The organism is Vibrio sp. sp1 (assembly GCF_016920955.1).
In the GTDB taxonomy this organism is placed as follows: domain Bacteria; phylum Pseudomonadota; class Gammaproteobacteria; order Enterobacterales; family Vibrionaceae; genus Vibrio; species Vibrio alginolyticus.
In genome coordinates this window covers 754,509-772,932 of sequence record NZ_CP060589.1, presented here as the reverse complement: position 1 = coordinate 772,932, position 18,424 = coordinate 754,509, and the positions used below count along the sequence as shown (strand labels likewise).

Here is an 18,424-nt window from a genome sequence, read left to right as displayed (position 1 = left end):
GCTAGCACGCCCTACTTGATCAGATATTCAATAAAGGAAGAAGTGAATGTTCAAAAAGCTGTTATCAAGCCCATCGGTTCGCAACTTTGCGCTTTGGGTTAGTACCTTTTTGATGATCACTCCTTCTGTTTCCCTCGCAAACTCTCTAACAAAAACGGATGACTTGGAACCTCGACCAAAGGTGGCGGTTGTGCTCGCTGGTGGAGGAGCGAAAGGGGCGGCACACATTGGGGTTTTAAAAGCATTGGAAGAAATGCAGATCCCTGTCGATATTGTGACCGGTACCAGTATGGGCGCCTATGTGGGTGGGCTTTATGCCACGGGTATGAGTGCTGATGAAATCGAGAGTTTTATCTACACCGTCGATTGGGGCAGCGGTTATCGAGATCGTGTTGACCGTAGCCAACGTCGAGTTCGTGACAAAGAGTATGAAGACCGCTATCAAATTAATACCGATCTCGGCTTAAGGTTCGGTGAGGTACGAGCACCAACGGGTGTGGTGCAAGGCCAGAACATGTTGCGAGTATTGCGTGAGACTACAGGGAACTTAGGGCGATTCGATTCTTTTGATGATCTTGCCATTCCTTATCGTTCTGTTGCGACTGATATTCTTGCCCTAGAAGAAGTCGTACTGGGCAATGGTTACCTTGTGGACGCCATGATGGCTAGCATGTCTGTACCAGGAGCGCTTCCTCCCTATAAGCTCAATGGCCATATGCTTGTTGATGGCGGCGTCGTCAATAACATGCCTGTCGATGTGGCTCGCGCCATGGGGGCTGATGTCGTTATTGCCGTCGATATTAGCACCGACTACAAAACCGAAGATGAATTTACGGGGCTGTTTACTGTCGCGGACCAACTCTCTAACTATCTCGTTCGTCGTAGTACACAACAGCAAGTGGACGAGCTTGAACCTCAAGATATCTATATTCGTCCCAATGTGGGCACCATGGAAACCGTCGAGTTCGACAAAATGCCTTGGGCTTTTCAAGCTGGGTACGATATTACCAAGCAATTAAAAGACAAGCTGAAAGAGTTACGCTTGTCCAACGCGGACTATCAAAAATACATCGACCGCAAACAAGAAGTTCGTAAAACTCTGATTTATGGCGATCAGCGTGTGGTTGATGACATTGTGATTGTAAATAACACGCACTACAGCGATGTGTTGTTGACGAATCGTATTGAATTAGAAACCGGACGTCGTATTTCAACGGCCGAAATTGAGAAAGCCGTTGAAAACCTCTACGCGTTAGATCGGTTCGAGCTCATCACTTATCACTTTGAAGAGGTTGATGGTGAGACATTGTTGGTTTTTGATGTTAACGAGAAGTCGTGGGGGCCTAATTATCTCAACTTCCGATTTTTTCTTGAAGATGACTTCGATACAGATAGCCAGTACGGCATAGGGATATCAACCAACTTTACCAACTTGAACTCTCATGGCGCGGAGTTGGCGTTCAACGTAGAAATGGGCACGGATAAGCTGATTGAAGCTGAGTTGTATTCCCCTGTTTTATCTAGCCAAGAACTTTTTGTATCGGGGCGTATTTCCTATGGCAGTGAGAGCCGAAACTTACCTTTAACAGAGCCTCAAGCACCAGATTTAGAGTCAGTAAATGACTTTTTTCCGGTCACTTACGATGATTTTACAACAGAGGTAGCGATAGGTATCCAACCCACATTGTGGCAAGAACTTCGATTTGGCGCTCGCTACTCAACCGGAGATATTGAGCTTTCTACTTTGGCTTCTGCTGGTAAATTGGATTTTGAACGTCGTGGCCTGTTTGCCAATTATCGCCTAGATACACTCGATGATTTCGCATTTCCGACTCGTGGGCTTTTAGTCGATCTCGAATATTTAGTGTCTCATGATCAAAGTCCTCAGGGCGTTAGCCTTTTAGAAACTGACAAAATTATTGAAGATACCGTTTATGAAATCTCTGCACGATTTAAAGGTGCAGTGAGTCATCAGCGTCATACTTTAGTCGGACATGCTGAATATAGTTTTGTAGAGAGTAAAAACTCATCTTTACCGCTTGATCCCAGAGAGTTGGGCGGCTTTTTAAGTCTATCTGGAATCCCAAGAAATAGCCTGATCGGACAGAACTTATTTTTCAGCAGTTTGGTGTACCGATATAAGTGGTTTGATAATGATTTCGGATTGTTTGAAGCTCCAGTCTACCTGGGCGCATCGGTCGAATATGGCGGTGTTTGGTCTGATAATGATCTGAAACTAAACGAAGCGCCGCTTTACAATGCTGGCTCCATCTTCTTTGGTGTTGACTCACCAATAGGACCAATAATGTTGGCATACGGTCGTACCGAGCAAGATTTGGATGCTGTGTATTTGATCGTAGGAACATCGTTTAATTAATCGGGTATGAGAAAGCAAAAACTTGGCATATTTGGTCAAAATTAGCAGAACTTTAGTCGTAAGTTGCTATGTTGGTCAAAATGATAAGATTTTAATTTAAGGTTAAATTTGCTATTATTTTGCCCACAGTTTGGCCTCTACGGCGCTGTTTCTCAATCATAATTGAATGAAAACAAGGGCAATGGAGAGCCAAGTTTCCAAGGATGTTCACTCCTTTACTTTAACAATAGTAATAATAGAGGAGGAACCGCAATGAGAGGAAAAAGTCGTGCTTGAAGCCTACCGTAAACACGTCGAAGAGCGTGCTGCTGAAGGAGTTGTTCCTAAACCGCTAGACGCAGAACAAGTTGCTGGACTTGTAGAACTTCTGAAAAATCCCCCGCAAGGTGAAGAAGAAGTCATTCTTGACCTACTTGAAAACCGTATCCCTCCAGGTGTTGATGAAGCTGCTTATGTAAAAGCGGGTTTCCTAACAGCAGTAGCAAAAGGTGAAGTTAAATCACCATTAGTGAGTCGTGAAAAAGCGGCTGAACTGCTAGGCACTATGCAAGGTGGTTACAACATCGAACCGCTAGTTGAGCTATTGGATGATGAAGCACTGGCAGAGATCGCAGTAAAAGCGCTGTCTCATACGCTGCTGATGTTTGATGCTTTCTATGACGTAGAAGAGAAAGCGAAAGCAGGCAATGCGCATGCACAGAAAGTACTTCAATCATGGGCTGATGCTGAGTGGTTCCTTTCTAAGCCTAAGCTTGAAGAAAAAGTCACTCTAACCGTATTTAAAGTAACAGGTGAAACGAACACGGATGACCTTTCACCTGCACCTGACGCTTGGTCTCGCCCTGATATTCCAGTACACGCACTGGCGATGCTTAAAAACGAGCGTGAAGGAATAAACCCTGATCAACCGGGTACTATTGGCCCGATCAAGCAAATTGAAGAGTTAAAAGACAAAGGTCATCAATTGGTTTACGTTGGTGATGTTGTTGGTACTGGCTCTTCACGTAAATCGGCAACCAACTCAGTGCTTTGGTTTATGGGTGATGATATCCCTTACGTTCCAAACAAACGAGCTGGTGGGTATGTGCTTGGTGGCAAAATTGCCCCTATCTTCTTTAACACAATGGAAGATGCTGGCGCACTACCAATTGAAGTTGACGTAACTAAGCTCAACATGGGCGATGTTATCGATGTTTACCCATATGAAGGTAAAGTTTGCAACCACGAAACTGGTGAGGTTCTAGCTGAGTTCTCGCTAAAAACAGAAGTACTGATTGATGAAGTTCGTGCTGGTGGTCGTATCCCATTGATCATCGGTCGTGGTTTGACAGACAAAGCGCGCCAGTCTCTAGGTCTTGAGCCTTCGGACGTATTCCGTAAACCTGGTGAAATCGCAGATTCTGGCAAGGGTTACACGCTTGCACAGAAAATGGTTGGTAAAGCGTGTGGCGTAGAAGGCATTCGCCCTGGTACCTACTGTGAGCCGAAAATGACGACAGTAGGTTCGCAAGATACTACTGGCCCTATGACTCGTGATGAACTTAAAGACTTGGCGTGTCTCGGCTTCTCTGCTGATCTTGTCATGCAGTCTTTCTGTCACACATCGGCTTATCCAAAACCAGTAGACGTTAACACTCACCATACACTTCCGGACTTTATTATGAACCGCGGTGGTGTATCTCTTCGTCCTGGTGACGGTATTATCCACTCATGGCTGAACCGTATGCTACTGCCGGATACTGTTGGTACGGGTGGTGACTCACATACTCGTTTCCCTCTGGGTATTTCATTCCCAGCTGGCTCGGGCTTGGTTGCCTTTGCAGCTGCGACAGGCGTTATGCCGCTAGACATGCCAGAGTCAATCTTGGTTCGTTTTAAAGGTGAAATGCAACCGGGTATTACACTGCGTGATCTTGTTCATGCCATCCCTTACTACGCGATTCAGCAAGGGCTACTAACGGTAGAAAAAGCGGGCAAGATCAACGAATTTTCTGGCCGTATCCTTGAGATTGAAGGCTTAGAAACGCTAACGGTTGAGCAAGCATTTGAGCTTTCTGATGCATCTGCAGAGCGTTCTGCGGCAGGTTGTACTGTGAAATTGTCTCAAGAGTCGATCGAAGAGTACTTAAACTCTAACATCGTGATGCTGAAGTGGATGATCTCTGAAGGCTACGGTGATCGCCGTACTATCGAGCGCCGCATTACTGCAATGCAAGAGTGGCTAGCAAACCCTGAGCTGATGCAAGCAGATAAAGACGCTGAATACGCACATGTGATTGAAATCGATATGGCTGAAATCAATGAGCCAGTACTATGTGCACCGAATGACCCAGATGACGCTCGTTTGTTGTCTGAAGTACAAGGCACAGCGATTGATGAAGTGTTCATCGGTTCTTGTATGACGAACATCGGTCACTTCCGCGCAGCAGGTAAATTGCTTGATAAGTTCAATGGCCAGTTAGCGACGCGCCTTTGGGTAGCGCCACCAACAAAGATGGATAAAGACCAACTGATTGAAGAAGGCTACTACGGTATCTTCGGACGTGCAGGGGTTCGTATTGAAACGCCAGGGTGTTCACTTTGTATGGGTAACCAAGCGCGTGTTGCAGATAAATCAACAGTAATGTCGACTTCAACGCGTAACTTCCCGAACCGTCTGGGTACTGGTGCGAATGTTTACCTATCGTCAGCTGAGCTAGCTGCAGTAGGTGCAATCCTAGGTAAGATTCCAACCAAAGAAGAATACCTAGAATACGCGAAGCAAATCGACGCTACGGCAACGGATACGTACCGCTACTTGAACTTCCATAAAATGGATCAATACACCAAGAAAGCGGACGAAGTGATCTTCCAAGAACCGGCATAATCAGAAATGCACAATTCAAAAGCACCTCACATGAGGTGCTTTTTTTATGGGAGCAATTCGCTATACTCGCACCAAATTGATACGAAATAGGCAATCTCGGTGGAATTTGAATTCATTCGTAACACGTTGATGGGCGAGTACTACGTAAAATGTAGCATGGGACATGAGATTGTAGGGCGCTGGTTGCAAGAAGAAATTGGTAAAGATCCGATGAAGATTGCACAGGTTGAAAAGCTAATTGAGCGGTCATTTTCAGCGCCTTCTCAGGAGCATAACCTTACAGGCACGGAAATTAGCTTGATGATTCAGGGCGACGAAGTTCTTGTACAAGAAAACGCATTAGCCCATGAATATGATGTCGAGATGGAAAGTGAGTTCGACTTCTACAATGCAGAAAGTACAGCAAGTTGTGGGATAGAGGATTTCATGGCACTTATCGAACAGTGGAAAGACTTTTTGAACATTTAATGCACAGTTTTGGGTAACTTCTCTGCCGTTGCTTTAAATTTGTGAAAAGGGCGCACCGATATGGTGCGCCCTTTTTGTTTATAGATATGTAAATTGAGGTTAGTTTTTATTATTCAATAACTTAAAAACTTGGCACGTAGATTGGATTATAAGAAGTGTTTCAGGATGAAAGCTTCGGAGATAACTCAATGAAAATAATCAATGCCATTATTAAGCCGTTTAAATTAGACGATGTACGAGAAGCATTGGCTGATGTCGGTATCGAAGGGATGACAGTATCAGAAGTTAAAGGGTTCGGTCGTCAAAAAGGTCACACGGAATTGTATCGCGGTGCAGAGTATCAAGTCGATTTTCTACCAAAGGTGAAAATTGAAATCGCGACTCACGCAGACAATGTAGATCGCGTTGTTGAAGCAATTACAAAAGCTGCGCAAACCGGAAAAATCGGCGACGGTAAAATTTTTGTTTACGATCTGAACCAAGCGGTGCGTATCCGAACTGGCGAAATGGACGCAGAAGCACTTTAAGAATTCAAAGGATTGGAGATACTTATTATGGAATTAACAACAACAGTAACCGAGTTACGTTACGCACTTGACACCTTTTTCTTCCTCATTTCCGGTGCGTTGGTAATGTGGATGGCAGCAGGCTTTGCGATGCTAGAGGCTGGCCTTGTGCGCTCTAAAAACACAACAGAAATTCTTACGAAGAACATCTGTTTGTACGCCATCGCATGCACGATGTTTCTGATTGTCGGTTATAACATCATGTATGTCGATAATGGAGAAGGAGGCTGGTTACCTTCATTTGGTACGCTAATTGGTACTCAAGGTGAAGGGGCCGACCACTCTTTAGAGTCTGACTTCTTCTTCCAAGTTGTCTTCGTTGCAACTGCTATGTCCGTCGTTTCTGGTGCGGTAGCTGAGCGCATGAAGCTTTGGTCTTTCTTGATTTTCTCTGCGATTTTAACTGCGTTTATCTATCCAATGGAAGGCTACTGGACATGGGGTGGAGGCTTCCTAGCAGAAGCTGGATTTAGTGACTTTGCGGGGTCTGGTATCGTACATATGGCAGGTGCTTCTGCTGCTCTTGCTGGTGTGTTACTGCTTGGCGCGCGTAAGGGTAAGTACGGTAAAAATGGTGAAATCTATCCGATTCCAGGTTCTAACATGCCTTTGGCAACGTTGGGTACTTTTATCCTTTGGTTTGGCTGGTTTGGATTTAACGGTGGTTCTCAGTTGATGGTTTCAGATTTTGAGAATGCTACAGCGGTAGGTCAGATCTTTCTAAACACTAACGCAGCAGCGGCTGCTGGTGCAATTGCGGCGCTATTCGTTTGTAAAACTACTTGGGGTAAAGCCGATTTAACGATGATCCTCAATGGCGCGCTAGCTGGCTTGGTTGCCATCACTGCAGACCCTCTATCGCCATCACCACTGTACGCGGTTGCGATTGGTGCGGTGTCGGGTGCACTAGTAGTATTCAGTATCATTGCTCTAGATAAACTTAAAATTGACGATCCAGTAGGTGCTATCTCAGTTCACGGTGTGTGTGGTTTCTTCGGCCTAATGGTAGTGCCACTGAGCAACGGTGATGCAACGTTTGGTGCACAGCTTTTAGGTGCCGTAGTTATCTTTGCTTGGGTATTTGGTGCTAGCCTAGTTGTGTGGGCAATCTTGAAAGCGACCGTTGGGATTCGCGTTACAGAAGATGAAGAAATGGAAGGTATGGACATGCATGATTGTGGTGTTGGTGCTTACCCAGAGTTTGTTACGGTGAAATAATCATTAGCTTGTAATAAATGGTTACACACTTAACACAATAAAACCTGCTCCGATGAGCAGGTTTTTTAATATTCGTCATTGTCTTCTTATTGAACATACATATAATAACGCAACTGATAAACGTTATCATTAGCATGGTAAAGGATTAAACAATGAAAAAACTGCTAACTCTTTCAGCACTAACTTGCGCTACTCTAGCTCCAACAGCAATGGCTGCTGAAGAAGTGAACGTCTACTCTTACCGTCAACCTTTCCTAGTTGAACCTATGTTCAATGAGTTCACTAAAGAAACTGGTATCAAAGTAAACGTAAAATTTGCTAAAAAAGGCTTAGCAGAAAAGCTAGCTCAAGAAGGTGAGTACAGCCCTGCTGACGTTATTCTTACGACAGACATCAGCCGTCTAGCTGAACTGACAAACAAAGGTTTAGTTCAGAAAGTCGATAGCAAAATCATTGAAGAAAACGTACCTGCTCAATACCAAGATAAAGAGAATGAGTGGTTTGCTCTAACTCTACGTTCTCGTAGCGTTTATTCATCACGTGATCGCGTAGGTAAACTAGGCGCAGATTTCAACTACGCAGACTTAGCTAAGCCAGAGTTCAAAGGTAAAATTTGTACTCGTAGCGGTAAGCACCCGTACAACGTTTCTCTAGTTTCAGCAATGATTGCTCACAATGGCGAAGCAGAAACCAAAGAGTGGTTAGAAGGCGTGAAAGCAAACCTTGCTCGCAAACCACAAGGCAACGATCGTGCACAAGTTAAAGCGATCAAAGAAGGCCTATGTGATGTTTCTCTGGGTAACAGCTACTACCTAGGTAAAATGGTTAACGACAAAGAGCAAAAAGCTTGGGCTGATGCAGTTTACATCAACTTCCCTAACCAAGAGACTACAGGCACTCACGTGAATATCTCTGGTATGGCGATGGCTAAGTACTCTCCAAACAAAGACAATGCTGTGAAGCTAATGGAATTCCTAACGGGTGACAAAGCGCAGCAAATGTACGCAGAAGTTAACTACGAGTACCCAGTTAAAGAAGGCGTGAAGCGTTCTGAGCTTGTGGAATCTTGGGGTGACTTTAAAGCAGACAAGCTTTCTCTAGACGATATTGCAGCCAACCACGAAGCGGCAATTAAGCTATTAGATGAAGTGAAATTTGACCTTTAATTCCTTGTGGGGGTATAACAGTACCCCCATTTGATTAAAGGATATGAGATGTATTTGCAACAGCATTTGTATTTCATACAGCCTTGCAGTAATTAGGCGATGAAAGATAAACACTCTTTATGGAAAACCAGTAGTGGGGTAATAACTCTGCTACTGGTTTTGCCGATCTTAGCGATCTTCTACACCGCAATTGGTGAAACGGATGATTTGTTTGCTCATTTAATGGCAACGGTCATGCCGACTTATATTTTTAACACGGTTGCGCTAACTGTTGGCGTAATGGTGCTGTCCTTAATTCTTGGTATTCCAAGCGCTTGGATAATGGCCATGTGTAAACTGCCGACCGAAAAATGGTTGCAGTGGGCATTGGTGCTACCTCTTGCAATGCCAGGTTATATCATTGGTTATATTTTTACTGATTGGTTTGATTTTGCAGGCCCGATTCAGATCTTTTTGCGTGATGTAACCGGATGGGGACCTGGCGAGTATTGGTTCCCTGACATTCGTACGTTGCCTGGTGCGACCTTTGTGTTGGCTTTGGTGTTGTATCCTTACGTGTATTTATTGTGCCGGGCTGCGTTTATGGAGCAAAATGTCTCTTTATTGCAAAGCGCGCGTTTGCTCAAGTGCTCTCCATGGGAAAGCTTTTGGCGCATCTCGATGCCGTTAGTAAGACCCTCTATCGCAGTAGGTTTATCATTGGTCGCAATGGAGACCATCGGTGACTTTGGTACGGTAAGTTACTTCGCGGTGAATACGTTAACCACAGCGGTCTACGATACTTGGTTGGGGTACTCTAATCTTAATGCGGCAGCCAAGATTTCTGCCATGATGCTCGTCATTGTAGTACTGCTTCTTAGTGCCGAACGATACAGCCGCCGTAAACAAAAGCTTTTTCAAAGCCAATTTAACAGTCACGAAGATTTTCGTTACGAGTTGACGGGCTGGAAAAAGTGGACCGCACTGGTTTGGTGTTGGGGCTTGGTTTCAGTCGCTTTTATTTTGCCGCTACTACAGCTGATTGATTATGCGATCACTTATTTTGCGCAGAGTTGGACCTCAGAGTTTCGTGAATACGCATGGAATAGCTTAGTTGTGTCTGTTATTGCTGCGATTATTGGTGTTGCTGTCGCACTGATCGTTAACTTTACCCATCGAGTCAGTGGTAAACGAGAAAGCTTGGCATTTATGCGTCTTTCTTCTATGGGCTATGCAGTACCAGGAACGGTACTAGCCATCGGTGTGATGGTCGCTGTGCTGTTTATGGATCATCGTGTCAACGATGTTGCTAAAGCCATGGAGTGGGGAAGGCCGGGACTTATCTTTTCTGGTTCCATGTTCGCACTAGTATTTGCCATGGTTGTGCGCTTTTCCGCGGTAGCGATTGGTAGTATCGAAAGTAATTTAAATAAAATTTCTCCGTCGTTAGATATGGCATCGCGCACTATGGGTTGTAAGCCCAATGCCATGCTGTGGCGCGTGCACTTTCCGCTGGTTAAGCGCGGTGCACTGATTGCGGCTTTATTAGTGTTTATCGAGTCGATGAAAGAGCTTAATGCGGCTTTGTTACTTCGTCCGTTTAACTTTGAAACACTAGCCACATACGTTTATAACTTCGCCTCGGATGAGCATTTAGAATTGGCCGCTTTGCCAGCGGTTCTGTTGGTTCTTGTTGGGTTGATCCCGCTTGTTGTTGTTAACCGTTCACTGGAGCAAAATCACTGATGAGCTGTGCATTATCAATTAAAAACCTAACGTGCCAATATGACGATCAAACTGTACTCGAATCATTGTCTCTTGAGGTAGAACAAGGGCAGATTGTCTGTTTGCTAGGAGCCAGTGGCTGTGGGAAAACAACACTATTAAAGGCCGTTGCGGGATTATTGCCGTTAACGTCAGGCGAAATGAGTCTAAATTGCGTCACAATTGATGATGGGGAAAACTGGTTGCCGCCAGAACAGCGTAATATCGGGATGATTTTCCAAGATTACGCACTTTTTCCTCACTTGACGGTGGAGCAAAACATTGCCTTTGGCTTAAAGCAGTGCTCGACAAAAGAGAAAAATGCCAAAGTTCAAGAGATGTTAGAACTCGTGCATCTTCAAGGTTATGGCGATCGTTATCCTCATCAATTGTCTGGTGGACAGCAGCAGCGTGTTGCGATTGCTCGCTCATTAGCTTACAGCCCAGACTTATTGTTACTTGATGAACCGTTTTCTAATATTGATACGCAAGTTCGCCATGAGTTGATAAGTGAGATCCGTAAGATTTTTAAGGCCCAAGGTGTGACTGCCATTTTTGTTACGCATAGCCGTGAAGAGGCTTTTGCTTTCGCCGATAAAATGGCAGTGATGAACAATGGAGTCATCGAGCAATATGGCACAGCATCTGAGCTTTACTACCAGCCTTCAAGTAAATTTGTCGCTGATTTCTTAGGTGGTGGCAGTTACCTTGCTGCTAAACGGGTTTCGAATTCAGAATATGAAACCCACTTGGGCGTGGTTGAAGCCACGGCTCAACAAGATATTCCAGTACAGGCGGAGTGCTCTTTACTGCTAAGACCGCAGCATGTGCAAATTCAATCCGATGAAGATAGTTCGGTAACCGTATTGGAACAGCATTTTATGGGTGATCACTGCCGTTATGTGATTAACGCGAATGGTGACCGTTTGTTAGCTACAGCTTCGCAAGCATTAAATATAGGTGAGTCCGTCGCGGTGAAAATTGAAACGCAAGGCGTCCTGGCATTTGCTTAACGCTCCTGAGTATCTTTTCTATCTCGTTTACGACTTCCCAACATACAATAAAAAGCCCGGCTGTGGAGCCGGGCAAGTGCTCTTCTCCTGTTGATGAGCGCCTTTTCAGACAGCGTTGACTCTCATCATAGTGCTCGAAGCGGGCACAAGGTTCAGTTATAAAGACAAGAAGTCTTTAAACTGTTGAAGAACACGTTCCGCAGTGTCCTTATCTTGCATCTCTGCAAAAATTCGTAGCAGTGGCTCAGTGCCAGAGAAGCGAGCGATGATCCAACCGCCGTTCTTGAAGTAGACTTTCGCACCATCTTCATAGCTGACTTTTTCGATTTCAAACTCGAACTCAGGCAACTGCTTTTCAACATAAATCTTGTTGAACAGTACGTCTTTTTGCGCTGGTTTGAACTTGCAATCGCCTTCTGCCATGTAGGCATAGCCGTACTTGCCGTAGATTTCATCCAGCAACTCAGACAGCTTCTTGCCGGTTACTGAAATCATTTCTACCAATAGGCTTGATGCGAATACGCCGTCTTTACCTTTGATGTGGCCGCGAATGGTTAGGCCACCAGAGCTTTCCCCGCCAATCAGTGAGTCATCCGCTTCCATTTGGGAGCTGATGTGCTTAAAGCCTACAGGAACCTCAAAGCATTTCTCGCCATGATCTTCGGCGACTTTATCGAGAAGGTGGGTGGTTGCGATGTTACGTACCACGGAGCCTTTCCAGCCTTTGTATTCAAGTAGGTAGTAGTAAAGCAGCAGTAGAACTTCATTTGGATGAATGAAGTTACCTTTTTCGTCGATAATACCAAGACGGTCCGCATCGCCATCAGTACCGATGCCAATATCGTAACCTTGCTCTTTCACTAGGTGCATCAAACGGTAGAGTGTTGCAGCGCTTGGCGAAGGCATTAACCCACCGAAGTCTGGGTTTTTGCCATCGTTAATCACATCAACGTCACAGCGGCCGTTGATTAATACGGTTTGCAGTGCGTTTTTCGCGACACCAAACATTGGGTCGATCAAAACACGTAAATTCGCCTTCTTGATCGCTCCGATGTCGATAAAGTCGATGATTGAGTCAACGAATTCGTTCATCGGATTGATGATTTCAATCAGCTTATCTTCAACCGCTTGTTCAAAGTCGACGCTTTTTACATCTTGCGCAGTGAGCGCGTCTATTTGTGATTCGATTTTTTGGGTGATGATTTCATCTGCGTCACGACCACCTTCAATGAAGACTTTAATGCCGTTGTAATCGGCAGGGTTGTGTGATGCGGTAATACATGCCGAGTATGCGCAGCCCATTTCTTTCGCTTTAAACATTACGATAGGTGTTGGGACAAATTTGTCGATAAAGCTAACCATAATGCCGTTTGCTGCTAGAACTTCAGCGAACCAACGACCTGCTTTATCGGAAAGAAAACGACGGTCATAGCCAATCACAAAACCGCGATCAGCAACCGATTCGTTATTCGTGATGTTTGCAACTGCTTGGGCAACCAAGCGTACGTTATCTTTGGTGAACTCCTCACCAATAAATGCACGCCAACCGCCTGTACCAAATTTGATCATGATTCGATCCTCGATAAGAGCGGCATCCCACCGCGTCTTAAATCTTTGCTAGCGAACCGATGCACTTGTAAAACATAAATGCACCGGATAAATCAAAAGGGGAGAAGGACTCCCCCAAAAGATGATTAACCTAGAGTAACGATAACTTCGTTTACTGAACCTTCCGCTTGAACTGGTACAGATGCACCATTTACAGCTTCACCGTTCACGGTAATCGACTTAACGCCTTTGCTTACTGAGTCTGGGTTAACGACTTTGATGTTGTACGTTGCTCCTAGCCATTGGCGAGTCACTTCGAAACCAGGCCAGTTCGTTGGGATACATGGATCGATAGTTAGGCCATCGAAGCCTGTACGCACACCAAGAATAAAGTTGGTAACAGCGAAGTAAGCCCAGCCTGACGTACCTGTTAACCATGGGTGGTTTGCACGACCGTGGTCTTGGTGGTCACGACCCATGATGAACTGAACGTATGAGTATGGTTCTGCAATACGTTTTTCGATGATGTCGTTCTGGTTGTATGGGTTTAGCGCATCGTAGAACTTCATTGCACGATCACCACGACCCAGTTTCGCTTCAGCTACCCAAGCCCATGGGTTTGGATGCGAGAATATCGCACCGTTCTCTTTTACGCCTTGGTAAACACGAGTTACGAAGCCGATATCATCATTCGGTGTTGCAAAAGATGGTGAGTTTAGGTGGAGGCCGTATTCAGAGAATAGGTTCTCATCGACAGCGTCCATCGCTTTTTCGCCGCGCTCTTGAGATACCGCACCAGAAAGTACCGCAAGTGTGTTTGACTCTAGGTGTACACGACCTTCTTTTTGTTGCGCTGTACCGATCTTTTCGCCGTTTTTCGTTAGACCACGGATATACCAGCCGCCTTCTTCGTCCCAAAGGTGTGTTTCACACGCTTCACGCACGTTTGCTGCCATCTCGGTGTATTTTTCAACGTCGGCTTCCTTACCTAGGTATTTCGCTAGGTCGATGAACTCCTGCAGTGCCCAGAAATGTAGGAACGACACCATTGAAGATTCGCCGCCACCTAGGTTCAGACAGTCGTTCCAGTCTGCACGCAGACCTTTACAGATACCGGTTTGACCTACGTATTCAGCCGAGAAGTCTAGCGCGGCTTTCATGTGGTCATAAACCGTTGCATCGCCACCGTCGGCGTAAGGGATCACTTCGTCGAAGAAGCTGTGCTCACCGGTTTCCATCACGTACTTACAGATGGTTGGAACTAGCCATAGGTGATCATCAGAACAGGTGTCTTCGATGCCGTGAATTTTGTCTTCATCAGAAGGTGTTGGAACTACGGTTGGAGATTTAGATGGTTTAACATCCGCTTTTTCTGGATCAAACCAATCTGGATCGAATAGGTGTAGACCGTAGCCCGCTTTTACTTGGCCGCGCAGTAGGTCAACGATACGTTTGCGCGTCATTGCTGGGTTAGCGTGAGGAACTGAGATTGCATCTTGCGCTGTATCGCGGTAACCAAGACCAGTACGGCCTCCCACCTCGATGAATGAAGCAAAGCGAGACCACACCACACACGTTTCCGCTTGGTATAACGTCCAAGCGTTGATCATGGTATCTAGACCTTCGTTTGGTGATTTCACTTGGAACTTGCCACAACGCTCATCCCAGTGTGCTTTGATACCCGCAAATGCGTTGTCGACTTCTGCAAGGTCTTGGTACTTAGCACGCAGACGCTCTCCGTTGCCTTTACCGATACCGAGAATGTAAGCAAAGCGAACTTCTTCACCCGGCTGAATAGTAAATTGCTTATGCAAAGAGCCACAGTGGTTGTAACAAGTTTGCGCTGTATTGAAACACTTACCTTGTTCTACCGCTAACGGGTTTGCTTCGTCACGGTATAGGCCTAGGAAGCTGTCACGTTGGCCGTCGTATGAATCTGGGGCAAATGTTGAAGCTAGGTAGTAGAAGCCTTCGAAATCGTTGGTGTTGTAGTACAGGTCGTACTCTATCACGCCTTCGTTGTAAGCCGTACCTGCCGAGTACAGAGACATCTGATGGTTTTGGTTATCAGATTGAATGTGGCTGAATGAGAACTCAACAAATGAGAATGCACTGATCGTACGTGGTTTGTCAGAGGTGTTTTTAATCACTACATCCCAGATTTCAGCGTCTTCGCCTTTTGGCACGAACAGAGTTTTTGTTGCGGTAATACCGCTGTATTCACATTTGAACTTAGAGTAAGACAAGCCGTGACGAACTTCGTAGTTTGCTTCGTCTAGGCTCTTCGCAACTGGTTGCCAAGAGATTGACCAGTAATCACCTGTCTCATCATCACGCAAGTAAACGTAGTGTCCTGGGCGATCGAATGTCGCATTTGGACGGAATTTAGTAACACGGTTGTATTCTGGAGAGTTGTAGAACGAGTAGCCACCCGCGTTGTGCGAGATAACCGTACAGAACTTCTCAGTACCTAGGTAGTTGGTCCATGGTGCTGGTACGTCAGGGCGAGTGATGACGTATTCGCGATTCTCGTTATCGAAATAGCCGTATTTCATTTGTGTCTTTCCTTTTTACGAAGCTGCATCAGCAGCCAAAATTTAAAAACTCTTCAAGCGTGATGTTTCGACATCAGTTTTGTATTACTTCCACGGTTTACGGTAATTCACTCCCTGCAAATCAAGCAGAGGTAGATGGCCTTTCAAGCGTGATAAATAGTCGGTCCAATCTCGGTGTTGTTTGTCTGTCCAACATGCTTCTGCCATTGCAGTTAAGCGAGGGAAGATCATGTAGTCCATGCGAGGTTGGTTATTGATAATTTCGCACCATAATGCTGTTTGAATGCCCCAAATGCGCTTACGTATTGGGTCGTCAGCAGGCACTTCAGCGAGCGGCTCGTAGTTGTAAGCTTTTTCTAGTGGCAGTGGGTTTGCCCAGTCCACGCCCGGTTCTTCAGGTGCGTAGTCTTGGGTCATATCTAGGTAAGTGGTTTGTGCTGGTTGCAGCACCACATCAAAGCCTTGGCGAGCACAGTTCAAGGCCGCTTCTTCGCTTAGCCATGAGTAGATCACCGTATCTTTACTGACTTTGTCGCCGTGTTGAGCTTCTTCCCAGCCCAGCATGCGTTTGCCCAATTTACGAAGTTTGTCTTCGGCATAACGCAAGAAGTGTCCTTGCAAATCTTTGTAGTCGCTGTAACCCAGTTGTTCCATTAGTGCTTGGCATGCTGGGCTTTTTGACCATACGCCGTTAGGTACTTCGTCGGCACCAATATGAACGTAAGGCGCAGGAAAAAGTGCAGAGACTTCTTCTAGCACTTTGTCGATAAATTCATAACTCCCCGGCAGAGCAGGGTTAATGACGTTGTCGTTGTAATGCTGAATACTGCGGTATTCGGTGGTATCTTCCGCTTCTACCAATAGGTGTGGTAACGACTTGATGGCGGCTCGGCAATGACCAGGTACATCAATTTCAGGAATGATGGTGATGCCGCGTTGCGATGCAAATTCGATAACGTCTTTGATGTCTTCTTGTGTGTAGAAGCCGCCGTAACGTTCATCAAAGTGCGTGTACTGTGGTTCATTGATCTCATCCAATCCGCGCCAAGCACTAATATCGGTCAGTTGAGGCAGTGATTTGATTTCAATTCGCCAACCCTCATCGTCGGTAAGATGCCAATGGAACGTATTGAACTTGTAATGAGCCAGTTGGTTGATCAAGCGTTTGACTTGCTCAACGGAGTGAAAATGACGAGCACAATCCAGCATCATACCGCGGTAACGAAAACGTGGCCTGTCTTTGATTGAACAGCAAACTACTTCCATTGAGTTAGGTTGATCGCCAACTTTGATTAGTTGTAATAACGTTGCACAAGCATGGGTAAAACCAGACGAAGATCCTGCTTCAATTTTGATTGACTCTTCGGCTACTTTCAGTTTGTAAGCGCCTTCATCCAAGGTTGGGTTGCCTTTGAAGATGATCTGACTGCCATTGTCTGATGCGAACTCAAATTGGTGAATGCGCTTAAGCTCATCAAGTAGCCATTCTTTAGCTGAATTGGCCAGGCTTGAATAAACCGCGACGCCAGCATGATGATCAAAGCTAAAATAGTGATCGCTGACCTCAATATGGTTTGGTTTTGGCAGCAAGGGCTGTGCATGGGTTAAACTTGCAGGAATCTCACTGCGTTCACGGTATGGTGAAGCTAATACGATAGGCGTGACATCCACTTGTGCGCGCTGTGGGTTTCCATCAACGACAAAGTTGATCATCGCTTCGTTAAAGCCATCCGAGTAATAACGGAATGGGTTCGAACCAATACTGAATTCACAGTAATAGTGATGGTTGGCAGCCAGTACCACCCCTTCTGGCTTAAGTGTGCAAAAACTACCAATTTGAGTCAGTTGACCATTTGAAACGCTGTCTGGAAGAATGTAACGATCGAAAGCGAAAGTTAAGCTCCAGCTGTTTAGGTCTTGGTCGCTCAAGTTATGAAAGGTGAGGCCAAAGCGGCAGTTTTGTTTCTGCTCAGAAAGGACCACGAGATCAACACGATATTCCATATCTACTCCTACGCCGCACTGAGCGAGTAAAGGTTATGTTCTGGTTTGCCAGCAAACATAATTGCGCCTTCAATCGCGTCAAACTGTGGCTCAACAATCCATTGCTGAACTGGTGGTGAGAGCCAACGTAAAATGCGTTCAGCAATGCTACCCATTAAACAAATACGTGTTGCGCCGCGCTTGTTTAATGCCACGAGAAACATTTCTATATCCGCTGCGGTTTGCTTCAGCATTTCAATGGCAAGTGCATCGCCTTGTTCCGCATGTTGGAAAATAGCCGGAGAAAACTGCCCATAATCACGAGGAAGCGCCTGTTTTGACCACGCCACCACGTTGTCGACCTCATTTTCGAAATGCGTCATAACGTGTTGTGCTAGGGGCGTTTTTTCTCTGATGCCATCTTCAGCTAACAAAACTTGCTGAACTAGGCGTAGCCCCATCACTGCGCCGCCACCTTGATCCGAAATAGGGAACTCACGACCACCGACAACATGTTGCTCCAATCCGTTAAGGTAGATGCCACAAGAACCGGTTCCCGCAATCATGATTGCGCCATCTTCGCCATTGTGCGCACCAACGCACGCACCGTAAGCATCGGTATTCAGAGTCATACTGGCAAATGGATGAGGAAGAGACATGAAGGCTTGCCAAGATGCTTTGTGCTCTGCGCCAGCAAGGGCTAAGCCGACGTGCATCGACGCGAAATCTTGTTGTGTCAGACCGCCTTGCTCGGTAGCCGAAGTGATGGATTCAAGAATCGAAGCCATTGCTATTTCAGCACCTAGCATGATGTTGGCACTGCCGCTTTTGGCCTCGCCAAGAAAATTACCTTGTGAATCTTTAATCCTGGCTCGACATGACGTGCCGCCACCATCGATACCGACAAAATACATTCCCATG

General features: G+C 45.7%; 12 protein-coding genes. 8 read left to right on the top strand and 4 right to left on the bottom strand.

The window, feature by feature from the left end; all coding sequences use genetic code 11:
- Positions 1–46: 46 nt before the first annotated feature.
- From H9L11_RS03555 to H9L11_RS03520, 8 genes are all read left to right on the top strand, one after another.
- Positions 47–2,377 carry a patatin-like phospholipase family protein gene (locus tag H9L11_RS03555; protein WP_064376528.1) on the top strand — a complete coding sequence of 777 codons (2,331 nt, stop codon included), beginning with the start codon at positions 47–49 and terminating at the stop codon, positions 2,375–2,377.
- A gap of 268 nt (positions 2,378–2,645) precedes the next feature.
- A complete protein-coding gene (acnB, locus tag H9L11_RS03550; RefSeq protein WP_005380009.1) occupies positions 2,646–5,243 on the top strand; it encodes a bifunctional aconitate hydratase 2/2-methylisocitrate dehydratase in 2,598 nt (865 codons plus the stop codon).
- 99 nt (positions 5,244–5,342) lie between these two features.
- A complete protein-coding gene (locus tag H9L11_RS03545; RefSeq protein ID WP_017635908.1) occupies positions 5,343–5,711 on the top strand; it encodes a YacL family protein in 369 nt (122 codons plus the stop codon).
- 188 nt (positions 5,712–5,899) lie between these two features.
- On the top strand, positions 5,900–6,238 hold the full coding sequence (locus H9L11_RS03540) for a P-II family nitrogen regulator (protein WP_005386570.1): 339 nt from the start codon (positions 5,900–5,902) through the stop codon (positions 6,236–6,238).
- A gap of 27 nt (positions 6,239–6,265) precedes the next feature.
- Positions 6,266–7,495, top strand: a complete 1,230-nt coding sequence (locus tag H9L11_RS03535; protein WP_005386568.1) for an ammonium transporter — start codon at positions 6,266–6,268, stop codon at positions 7,493–7,495.
- A gap of 152 nt (positions 7,496–7,647) precedes the next feature.
- Complete coding sequence (locus H9L11_RS03530; protein ID WP_005386566.1) at positions 7,648–8,661, top strand: Fe(3+) ABC transporter substrate-binding protein; 1,014 nt, start codon at positions 7,648–7,650, stop codon at positions 8,659–8,661.
- Between the two features lie 99 nt (positions 8,662–8,760).
- The gene (locus H9L11_RS03525) at positions 8,761–10,386 is read left to right on the top strand and encodes an iron ABC transporter permease (RefSeq protein ID WP_025768193.1); all 1,626 of its coding nucleotides are present in this window, start codon (positions 8,761–8,763) and stop codon (positions 10,384–10,386) included.
- Positions 10,386–11,417 (top strand): ABC transporter ATP-binding protein, encoded by a 1,032-nt coding sequence (locus H9L11_RS03520; RefSeq protein ID WP_005380055.1) that lies wholly within the window; start codon positions 10,386–10,388, stop codon positions 11,415–11,417. The genes H9L11_RS03525 and H9L11_RS03520 overlap by 1 nt, the downstream gene beginning before the upstream one ends.
- 156 nt (positions 11,418–11,573) lie before the next feature.
- On the opposite strand, the gene H9L11_RS03515 is transcribed toward H9L11_RS03520, so the two are convergent.
- From H9L11_RS03515 to H9L11_RS03500, 4 genes are all read right to left on the bottom strand, one after another.
- The gene (locus H9L11_RS03515; protein WP_005380053.1) at positions 11,574–12,986 is read right to left on the bottom strand and encodes a phosphoglucomutase/phosphomannomutase family protein; all 1,413 of its coding nucleotides are present in this window, start codon (positions 12,984–12,986) and stop codon (positions 11,574–11,576) included.
- A gap of 125 nt (positions 12,987–13,111) precedes the next feature.
- Entirely contained in the window at positions 13,112–15,520 is a 2,409-nt protein-coding gene (locus H9L11_RS03510) for a N,N'-diacetylchitobiose phosphorylase (RefSeq protein WP_005380050.1), read from the bottom strand.
- 84 nt (positions 15,521–15,604) lie between these two features.
- Positions 15,605–17,524: a family 20 glycosylhydrolase gene (locus tag H9L11_RS03505; RefSeq protein ID WP_205390994.1), complete on the bottom strand. Its 1,920-nt coding sequence runs from the start codon at positions 17,522–17,524 to the stop codon at positions 15,605–15,607.
- 8 nt (positions 17,525–17,532) lie between these two features.
- A complete protein-coding gene (locus tag H9L11_RS03500; RefSeq protein WP_205390993.1) occupies positions 17,533–18,423 on the bottom strand; it encodes an N-acetylglucosamine kinase in 891 nt (296 codons plus the stop codon).
- Position 18,424 lies beyond the last annotated feature (1 nt).

Excerpts from the sequence above, each read along its gene's own strand:
- H9L11_RS03520 (WP_005380055.1), top strand. The coding sequence starts at position 10,386 with ATGAGCTGTGCATTATCAATTAAAAACCTAACGTGCCAATATGACGAT.
- H9L11_RS03555 (WP_064376528.1), top strand. The coding sequence starts at position 47 with ATGTTCAAAAAGCTGTTATCAAGCCCATCGGTTCGCAACTTTGCGCTT.
- H9L11_RS03505 (WP_205390994.1), bottom strand. The coding sequence starts at position 17,524 with ATGGAATATCGTGTTGATCTCGTGGTCCTTTCTGAGCAGAAACAAAAC.
- H9L11_RS03535 (WP_005386568.1), top strand. The coding sequence starts at position 6,266 with ATGGAATTAACAACAACAGTAACCGAGTTACGTTACGCACTTGACACC.
- H9L11_RS03510 (WP_005380050.1), bottom strand. The coding sequence starts at position 15,520 with ATGAAATACGGCTATTTCGATAACGAGAATCGCGAATACGTCATCACT.
- H9L11_RS03515 (WP_005380053.1), bottom strand. The coding sequence starts at position 12,986 with ATGATCAAATTTGGTACAGGCGGTTGGCGTGCATTTATTGGTGAGGAG.
- H9L11_RS03540 (WP_005386570.1), top strand. The coding sequence starts at position 5,900 with ATGAAAATAATCAATGCCATTATTAAGCCGTTTAAATTAGACGATGTA.
- H9L11_RS03500 (WP_205390993.1), bottom strand. The coding sequence starts at position 18,423 with ATGGGAATGTATTTTGTCGGTATCGATGGTGGCGGCACGTCATGTCGA.
- H9L11_RS03530 (WP_005386566.1), top strand. The coding sequence starts at position 7,648 with ATGAAAAAACTGCTAACTCTTTCAGCACTAACTTGCGCTACTCTAGCT.
- H9L11_RS03525 (WP_025768193.1), top strand. The coding sequence starts at position 8,761 with ATGAAAGATAAACACTCTTTATGGAAAACCAGTAGTGGGGTAATAACT.